The sequence below is a fragment of the Streptomyces laculatispora genome (assembly GCF_017353455.1).
GTDB classification, from domain to species: Bacteria; Actinomycetota; Actinomycetes; order Streptomycetales; family Streptomycetaceae; genus Streptomyces; species Streptomyces laculatispora.
Map to the genome: position 1 here is coordinate 1 of NZ_JAFMPZ010000352.1, position 7202 is coordinate 7202.

The following is a 7202-nucleotide window of genomic DNA, read 5'->3' on the forward strand; positions in this document are numbered from 1 at the left end:
GTCCTGCGCCACGCACTGACCGATGTCGCGCCGATCGTCAGCCTGTACGTCAACGACTACAACACCCCCGCGCGCAAGTCGTACAGCCGGATCGGCTTCCGCGAGGTCGGCGCGTTCATGAGCGTGCTGTTCTGACCTACCCCGCACCCCGCCACGGACAGTAGGGTCTGTCCATGGCAGCAGCTTCCGGGGGCGGCCCCCACACTCCCAGCGTCCGGATCGCACCGATCGATCTCGCCGCACGCGTGGACGAGGCGCTCGCCGTGCAGGCCGTCGCCTTCGGCCTCGGCCCCGACGAGATCGAAGTACGCCGCCACATCGTCCTCAGACACCTCGACCACCCCCGGGCCCGCGCGCTGGGCGCCACGACCCCGGCCGGCCGGCTCGTCGGCTTCGTCTACGGCATGCCGAACGAACGTGCTCACTGGTGGTCCACCGTCGTCGAGCCCTATCTGCGCGCCACCGGCTCCGCGCACTGGCTCGACGACTCCTTCGTGATCACCGAACTGCACGTCCACCCGGAGTTCCAGAACCGCGGGATCGGCCGCACCCTGATCACCACCGTCACCGACGCCGTCGACCAGCCCCGCTCCATCCTCTCCGCGATCGACACGGAGAGCCCGGCACGCGGTCTGTACCGCTCCCTCGGTTACCAGGACCTGGCCCGGCAGGTGCTCTTCCCCAGCGCTCCCAAGCCGTACGCGGTCATGGGAGCACCACTTCCGCTGCTCCGCCGCTTGCGTGACTGACCCAATCGATTTCCGCCCACCCGTGCCGCCCGGTTAACCTCCTGCACATCACCCTTCCGAGCAGGAGTTCACCATGGCCCAGGTCCAGCGCATGTCCCGATTGATGATCAAGACACTGCGCGACGACCCGGCGGACGCCGAGACGCTCAACCACAAGCTGCTCGTCCGGGCCGGATACGTGCGCCGCACCGCCGCCGGCATCTGGTCCTGGCTGCCGCTCGGCAAGAAGGTCCTGGACAACGTCAGCCGCGTCGTCCGCGAGGAGATGGACGCCATCGGCGGCCAGGAGGTCCTGCTCCCCGCGCTGCTGCCCAAGGAGGCGTACGAGGCGAGCGGCCGGTACGAGGAGTACGGCGACCTGCTGTTCCGGCTCAAGGACCGCAAGGGCGCCGACTACCTCCTCGGACCCACCCACGAGGAGGTCTTCACCCAGGTGGTGAAGGACATGTGCTCGTCCTACAAGGACCTGCCCGTGATCCTCTACCAGATCCAGACCAAGTACCGCGACGAGGCCCGTCCCCGCGCCGGAGTGCTGCGCGGCCGTGAGTTCCAGATGAAGGACTCGTACTCCTTCGACACCACCGACGAGGGTCTCGCCGAGGCGTACCAGCTCCACCGCGCCGCCTACATCCGGATCTTCGAGCGGCTCGGCCTCGACCACCGCATCGTCTCCGCCGTCTCCGGCGCCATGGGCGGCTCGGCGTCCGAGGAGTTCCTCGCGCCCGCCCCGGCCGGCGAGGACACCTTCGTCGACTGCCCCGGCTGTGACTACGCGGCCAACACCGAGGCCGTGACCTTCAAGGCCACCCCGGCCGACGCCTCGGGAACCGGCCCCGTCGAGGAGCTGGACACCCCCGACACCCCGACCATCGAGACCCTCGCCGCGCACCTGGGCGTCCAGGCCTCCGCCACCCTGAAGAACCTCCTGGTCAAGGTCGACGGCGAGATCGTGGCCGTGGGTGTGCCCGGCGACCGTGAGGTCGACCTCGGCAAGCTCGGGGAGCACCTCGCTCCCGCCGTCGTCGAGCTCGTCACCGCCGAGGACTTCGTGGGCCGCCCCGACCTGGTGCGCGGCTACGTCGGCCCGCAGGGTCTGGAGAAGGTCCGCTACATCGCCGACCCGCGCATCGCGTCCGGCACCGCCTGGATCACGGGCGCCAACAAGGAGGGCACGCACGCGAAGAACGTCGTCGCGGGCCGTGACTTCGAGGTCGACGACTACCTCGACGTCGTCGTCGTCGAGGCGGGCGACCCCTGCCCCAACTGCGGCACCGGCCTCCAGGTGGACCGTGCCATCGAGATCGGCCACATCTTCCAGCTCGGCCGCAAGTACGCCGACATCTTCTCCCTCGACGTCCTCGGCCAGCAGGGCAAGCCCGTCCGCGTCACGATGGGCTCGTACGGCATCGGCGTCTCCCGCGCGGTGGCCGCCCTCGCCGAGCAGACCGCCGACGACAAGGGCCTGTGCTGGCCCCGTGAGATCGCCCCGGCCGATGTGCACGTGGTCGCCGCGGGCAAGGCGCTCCAGACCGAGCTGGCCCTTGAGGTCTCCGAGAAGCTGGGCGCGGCCGGCCTGCGCGTCCTGGTCGACGACCGCCCGGGCGTCTCGCCCGGCGTCAAGTTCACCGACTCCGAACTCATCGGCGTCCCGAAGATCCTGGTCGCAGGCCGCCGTTCGGCCGAGGGTGTCCTGGAGCTGAAGGACCGCCGCACGGGCGAGCGCGAGGAGCTCACCGTCGACGAGGCGATCGCCCGCCTCACCGAGCAGGGCTGACCCGCCCCGGAACACGGCGAAGGGCCCCGCACCGTTGCTTCGGTGCGGGGCCCTTCGGCGTTGCCGGAGGCGGCTCTACAGCCAGCTCGCGAACTCCAGCGTCACTTCGCCCTCCTGGCCCCGGCCGGCGGCCAGCGCCCGGGTACCTGACTCCACCGCGCGGAACAGCGTCCAGCCGTGCAGCCGCTCACGGTCCACGTCCAGCGCGTCCGCGAGCTTCTTGATCCTGCGCCGGGCCGTCATCGCGCCACCGGACGAGGCGATCAGATCCTCGACCCGGTCCCGCACCAGCCGCGCCAGATCGTAGGCCCGCTCGCCGACCAGCGGCTCGGGCCCGACCGTCAGCCAGGGCGCCCGCTCGCCCGAGAGCACCTTGCTCTGCCGGAAGTTGCCGTGCAGCAGCAGGGTTTCGGGGGAGTGGGCGACCAGTTCCTCGCGCGCTGCCAGGGCCGCCGAGACCAGCGGCTCAAGGTCCGGATCGGCCGCGGCGGCGGCCCGCATGGGCGCGGTCCGCGGCGCGGTCCGTTCGGCGACCGTCTCGAAGGCGTGCCCGGCGGGCGGCTCGACCCACAGCCGCCGTACCGTGCCCGCCGCCTCCAGCAGGGCCTTCGCCTCCGGCAGCGAACGCAGCGACATCTCGGGGTGCAGCCGCTCCAGCAGCAGGGCGCCGGCGGCCGTGTGCCCGGGGAGCAGGTCCTCACCCGGCGCGATCAGCTGCACCGCGCCCCAGCCGTTCCAGTGCGCCAGCGCCGCCCTTTCGAGCTCGGGCGCCGCACCGGACGGAGCGATCTTCAGTGCCGCCGGGGCGCCGTCACCGCCTCGCACCAGGAGGACCAGGCTGCTGCGCCCGCCCGGGGCGGCGACCCGGTCCACGGACAGTTCCTCTCCGGCCCCGGCCAGCGCCTGACCGGTCAGTGCGGGAAGCCCCGCGAGCCATTTCCCGGCGGCCGTATCCCCGTACGACTCGCCGAGCGCTCGCACCAGACGCTGCGGCGGTTCAAAACCCATACGTGCTGTGTTCCCTTTCAGAGCCTGCTTCAGTGCGTCGTGCCGGTCCGGGCGTCCGCATCGGAGCCGATCTTGGCGTCGGCACCCGTCGTCCCGTCCTTCTCACCGGCACCGTCCTTGAGGGACCCGTCGGCGGCCCGCTCGGCGAGCCCGGGAAAGGGTACGCCGCTGCCCCGCCAGCGCACCGCCCGCACCGCGGCCTCCCGCAGCGCGTCCGCGGCCTCCCGCCGCAGCGGCCCCTCGGCGGCCCGTACGAGGTCGGAGTAGACGTCCGCGACCCGGTCCTCCAGTACGGCGGCGAGCCGCACCGCCGCGGCCGGGCCGGGCACCGCGAACGGCAGAGCGTACGCGGGGTCCGCCGCCACCGGTTCACCGCCCAGGCCGCGCACCGTCCGCACCAGCGCGTCGCGGCGGGCCCGGTGGGCGTGGTGGGCGGCGGTGGCCTCGGCCCGGCGGCCCGCGGCGACCCGGCCGCCCGCCACCCCGTACCCGTACACCGCGGCGTGTTCTGCGGCCAGCGCCGCCTGTGCGGCCTTCAGTGTCCCGTCGCTCACGCCTTCGTCTCCTTGGCCAGTTCGGTCAGCAGGTAGGAGTGTGCCGAAGCGGCCGCCGCGACCGAGGCGAGCAGCCGCGCCAGCTCCGGGGGCGCCTCCAGCAGGGCCGCCGTGTGCGAGGCCGCGGCGCGGCGCTCGGCGGCGGCCAGTGCCCTGACGGCCTCCTGGGGGCCGCCGGCGGGCCGCGTCCGGACGAATTCGAGCGAGGCCCCCTTGACCGGGGAGAGGGCCTTGACGTGGGCGCGGACGGCGTCGCGCAGCGGGGTGAGCCCGGCCGCGGTCGCCGGGTGGGCGGCGAGCACGTTCTCGTACTGACCGAGCAGGGACGCGGTCACGCCGACGGCCTTCTTCCGCAGCGATGCCTCCGCCTGCCGCGTCGACGAGCTGTCGGCCGCGGTCCGCGCGTCGGCGCGTGCGGAACCGGTCCGGCCGCCGCCCTCGTCATCGCTTCCGCAGCCGGCCAGCACCGCCCCCATGGCGATCGCTCCCGTCGCGGTGAGCGCGCCCCTGCGCGTCGTCCCCGTGCGCCGCACTTTGTTCTCCTTCGGGCCTGGACCTGTCTTGACCGGATGTGTCCGGAAGTGATCACCGCAGGCGAGCGTACCCGCGCTCGTGGGGCAGGCGGACGGCAACACCCCTCGGGACCGGATACCCTTTGACCAGACACGCGACGATCCCCACAACAGCACACGCGGCCGAGGAGTCACCCGGATGAGCACCACCCAGAGCGAGAGGCTGCGCGGGCTGGTAGAACCGCTCGTCAGCGCTGAGCAGCTGGATCTGGAAGAGATCGAAGTGTCCCGGGCCGGCCGCCGCCGGGTGCTGCGGATCATCGTGGACTCCGAAGAGGGCGTGGAGCTCGACACCTGCGCGGAACTGAGCCGGGCGATCTCCGCGAAGCTCGACGAGACCGATGTGATGGGCGAGGAAGAGTACGTCCTGGAGGTCAGCTCTCCCGGTGCGGACCGCCCGCTGACGGAGCACCGCCACTACGTACGTGCCACGGGCCGGCTGGCCAGGCTCCAGCTGCGCGAGGGCGGCGAGCTGGTGGCCCGCATCCTCGCGGTCGACGACGAGGGCCTCGATCTCGAGGTGCCGGGCGTCAAGGGCCGCAAGCCCACGTCCCGCCGGATCGCCTTCGACGAGATCGCCAAGGCGCGCGTGGAGCTGGAATTCAACCGCAAGGACAAGAAGGAAGAGGAGGCGTAGCCGTGGACATCGATGTGAAGCTTCTGAAGGGCTTGGCGCAGGACAAGGAGATCCCGTTCGACGTGCTCGTCGAGGCGATCGAGTCGGCCCTCCTCATCGCGTACCACCGCACGGACGGCAGCCAGCGCCGGGCGCGCGTGGAGCTGGACGAGCGTGGCCATGTGACGGTGTGGGCGAAGGAGGACCCGGCCGATCTGGAGGAGGGCCAGGAGCCCAAGGAGTTCGACGACACCCCGTCGGGCTTCGGCCGGATCGCCGCGACCACCGCCAAGCAGGTCATCCTCCAGCGGCTGCGCGACGCCGAGGACGACCGGACGTTCGGCGAGTACGCGGGCCACGAGGGCGATGTCGTCACCGGCGTCGTCCAGCAGGGCAAGGACCCGAAGAACGTCCTGGTCGACATCGGCAAGCTGGAGGCCATCCTGCCGGTGCAGGAACAGGTGCCCGGCGAGGAGTACACCCACGGCCTGCGGCTGCGCACCTACGTCGTACGGGTGGCCAAGGGCGTGCGCGGTCCGTCGGTGACGCTGTCGCGGACCCACCCCAACCTGGTGAAGAAGCTCTTCGCGCTGGAGGTCCCGGAGATCGCCGACGGTTCCGTCGAGATCTGCGCGATCGCCCGCGAGGCCGGCCACCGCACCAAGATCGCGGTCCGCTCCACCCGCTCCGGTCTCAACGCCAAGGGCGCCTGCATCGGTCCGATGGGCGGCCGTGTGCGCAATGTCATGGCCGAGCTGCTCGGTGAGAAGATCGACATCGTGGACTGGTCGGACGACCCGGCCGAGATGGTCGCCAACGCGCTGTCGCCCGCCCGGGTCAGCGAGGTGGAGGTCGTGGACCTCGGCGCCCGCTCCGCCCGGGTCACCGTGCCGGACTACCAGCTGTCGCTGGCGATCGGCAAGGAGGGGCAGAACGCCCGTCTCGCCGCCCGTCTCACCGGCTGGCGTATCGATATCCGCCCGGACACCGAGACCGACGCCGAGCGCGACGTGGCCGACCGCGAGCGGGCCGAGCGGGCCCGGGAGCGCGCCGAGCGGAGCTGATCCGGCGACGGGCCGGGAAGCGGATTCGGAGCGCGTCGCGGCCCTGCCCGGACCAGGAAACAAGGAACAGATCTCGTCGGCATGCCGCTGAGATCACGACAACATCCGTTCGATCACTGCCCCAAACGGGTGAGGTCGATGCGGGGAGGTAGACTTAAACGTGTCTGGCCGGACGCACGCCCGCGCTTGCCCTGAGCGAACCTGTGTGGGATGCCGGGAGCGAGCGGCCAAGAGCGAGCTGCTGCGCATCGTGGCGGACGGGGACGCATGCGTCCCCGACCCTCGCGGTACGCTGCCCGGCCGGGGTGCTTACGTACACCCCGAATCTGTCTGTCTCGACCTGGCGGTTCGCCGCCGGGCATTCCCCCGGGCCTTCAAGGCCAAGGGGCCGTTCGACCCCGCCGCGGTACAGCGGTTCGTCGAACGGGTGACACCGTAGGAAATTGAACGGCACGGGTCCCCGTGCGGTCAGGTACCTCGCGAGTTGGAAGTAGGTCGAGATTGCGATGAGCACTCGATGAGTACGCGATGAGTACGCCCATGAAGTAGCGACGGTCCGGCGGTAACCCGGACCTAAAAGGAGCGAAGTGGCTAAGGTCCGGGTATACGAACTCGCCAAGGAGTTCGGGGTTGAGAGCAAGGTCGTCATGGCCAAGCTCCAAGAACTCGGTGAATTCGTACGTTCGGCGTCCTCGACGATCGAGGCGCCGGTTGTACGCAAGTTGACTGACGCACTGCAGGGTCCCGGTGGCAACGCCGCCGGCAAGTCCGCTGCAAAGCCTGGCGCGCCCCGCAAGGCCGCCCCCTCCGGTGCAAGCACCGGCTCCACTGGAGCCGCTGGCGCCGCACGACCGTCTGCAGCGCC

The 7202-nt window shown here is 71.3% G+C and carries 10 protein-coding genes; 7 read left to right on the forward strand and 3 right to left on the reverse strand.

Translation table 11 applies throughout. From position 1 onward, the window contains the following. The 3 genes from J1C73_RS18700 to J1C73_RS18710 all read left to right on the forward strand — a co-directional run. Window positions 1–135 (forward strand): GNAT family N-acetyltransferase (locus J1C73_RS18700; RefSeq protein ID WP_372446703.1); only part of this gene is annotated, 135 nt, incomplete at its 5' end. 38 nt (window positions 136–173) lie between these two features. After that, window positions 174–749 carry a GNAT family N-acetyltransferase gene (locus tag J1C73_RS18705; RefSeq protein WP_207317412.1) on the forward strand — a complete coding sequence of 192 codons (576 nt, stop codon included), beginning with the start codon at window positions 174–176 and terminating at the stop codon, window positions 747–749. Between the two features lie 73 nt (window positions 750–822). Next, window positions 823–2523 carry a proline--tRNA ligase gene (locus tag J1C73_RS18710; RefSeq protein WP_123462611.1) on the forward strand — a complete coding sequence of 567 codons (1701 nt, stop codon included), beginning with the start codon at window positions 823–825 and terminating at the stop codon, window positions 2521–2523. 75 nt (window positions 2524–2598) lie between these two features. Here J1C73_RS18710 and J1C73_RS18715 read toward each other — a convergent pair whose 3' ends face one another. The 3 genes from J1C73_RS18715 to J1C73_RS18725 are packed head-to-tail and all read right to left on the reverse strand — an operon-like array spanning window position 2599 to window position 4618. Next, window positions 2599–3531 (reverse strand): aminoglycoside phosphotransferase family protein, encoded by a 933-nt coding sequence (locus tag J1C73_RS18715; protein ID WP_207317413.1) that lies wholly within the window; start codon window positions 3529–3531, stop codon window positions 2599–2601. A gap of 29 nt (window positions 3532–3560) precedes the next feature. After that, window positions 3561–4085: a ferritin-like domain-containing protein gene (locus J1C73_RS18720; RefSeq protein WP_241200243.1), complete on the reverse strand. Its 525-nt coding sequence runs from the start codon at window positions 4083–4085 to the stop codon at window positions 3561–3563. Then, a complete protein-coding gene (locus tag J1C73_RS18725) occupies window positions 4082–4618 on the reverse strand; it encodes a hypothetical protein (RefSeq protein WP_207317414.1) in 537 nt (178 codons plus the stop codon). Before J1C73_RS18725 ends, J1C73_RS18720 begins: the two co-directional genes overlap by 4 nt. A gap of 178 nt (window positions 4619–4796) precedes the next feature. Here J1C73_RS18725 and rimP point away from each other — a divergent pair, with 178 nt between their 5' ends. The 4 genes from rimP to J1C73_RS18745 all read left to right on the forward strand — a co-directional run. Further along, window positions 4797–5294, forward strand: coding sequence for a ribosome maturation factor RimP (gene rimP / locus J1C73_RS18730; RefSeq protein WP_123462617.1), 498 nt, complete (start codon window positions 4797–4799; stop codon window positions 5292–5294). Window positions 5295–5296: 2 nt separating this feature from the next. After that, the gene (gene nusA, locus J1C73_RS18735) at window positions 5297–6337 is read left to right on the forward strand and encodes a transcription termination factor NusA (RefSeq protein WP_207317415.1); all 1041 of its coding nucleotides are present in this window, start codon (window positions 5297–5299) and stop codon (window positions 6335–6337) included. A gap of 160 nt (window positions 6338–6497) precedes the next feature. Then, window positions 6498–6776 carry a YlxR family protein gene (locus tag J1C73_RS18740; RefSeq protein WP_207317416.1) on the forward strand — a complete coding sequence of 93 codons (279 nt, stop codon included), beginning with the start codon at window positions 6498–6500 and terminating at the stop codon, window positions 6774–6776. Window positions 6777–6924: 148 nt separating this feature from the next. After that, window positions 6925–7202: translation initiation factor IF-2 N-terminal domain-containing protein (locus J1C73_RS18745; protein WP_207317417.1), on the forward strand; the 278-nt coding region annotated here is incomplete at its 3' end.

What these genes read in the sequence shown, in the direction of transcription:
- J1C73_RS18705 (WP_207317412.1), top strand. Translation starts at nt 174, where the DNA reads ATGGCAGCAGCTTCCGGGGGCGGCCCCCACACTCCCAGCGTCCGGATC.
- rimP (WP_123462617.1), top strand. Translation starts at nt 4,797, where the DNA reads ATGAGCACCACCCAGAGCGAGAGGCTGCGCGGGCTGGTAGAACCGCTC.
- J1C73_RS18710 (WP_123462611.1), top strand. Translation starts at nt 823, where the DNA reads ATGGCCCAGGTCCAGCGCATGTCCCGATTGATGATCAAGACACTGCGC.
- J1C73_RS18715 (WP_207317413.1), bottom strand. Translation starts at nt 3,531, where the DNA reads ATGGGTTTTGAACCGCCGCAGCGTCTGGTGCGAGCGCTCGGCGAGTCG.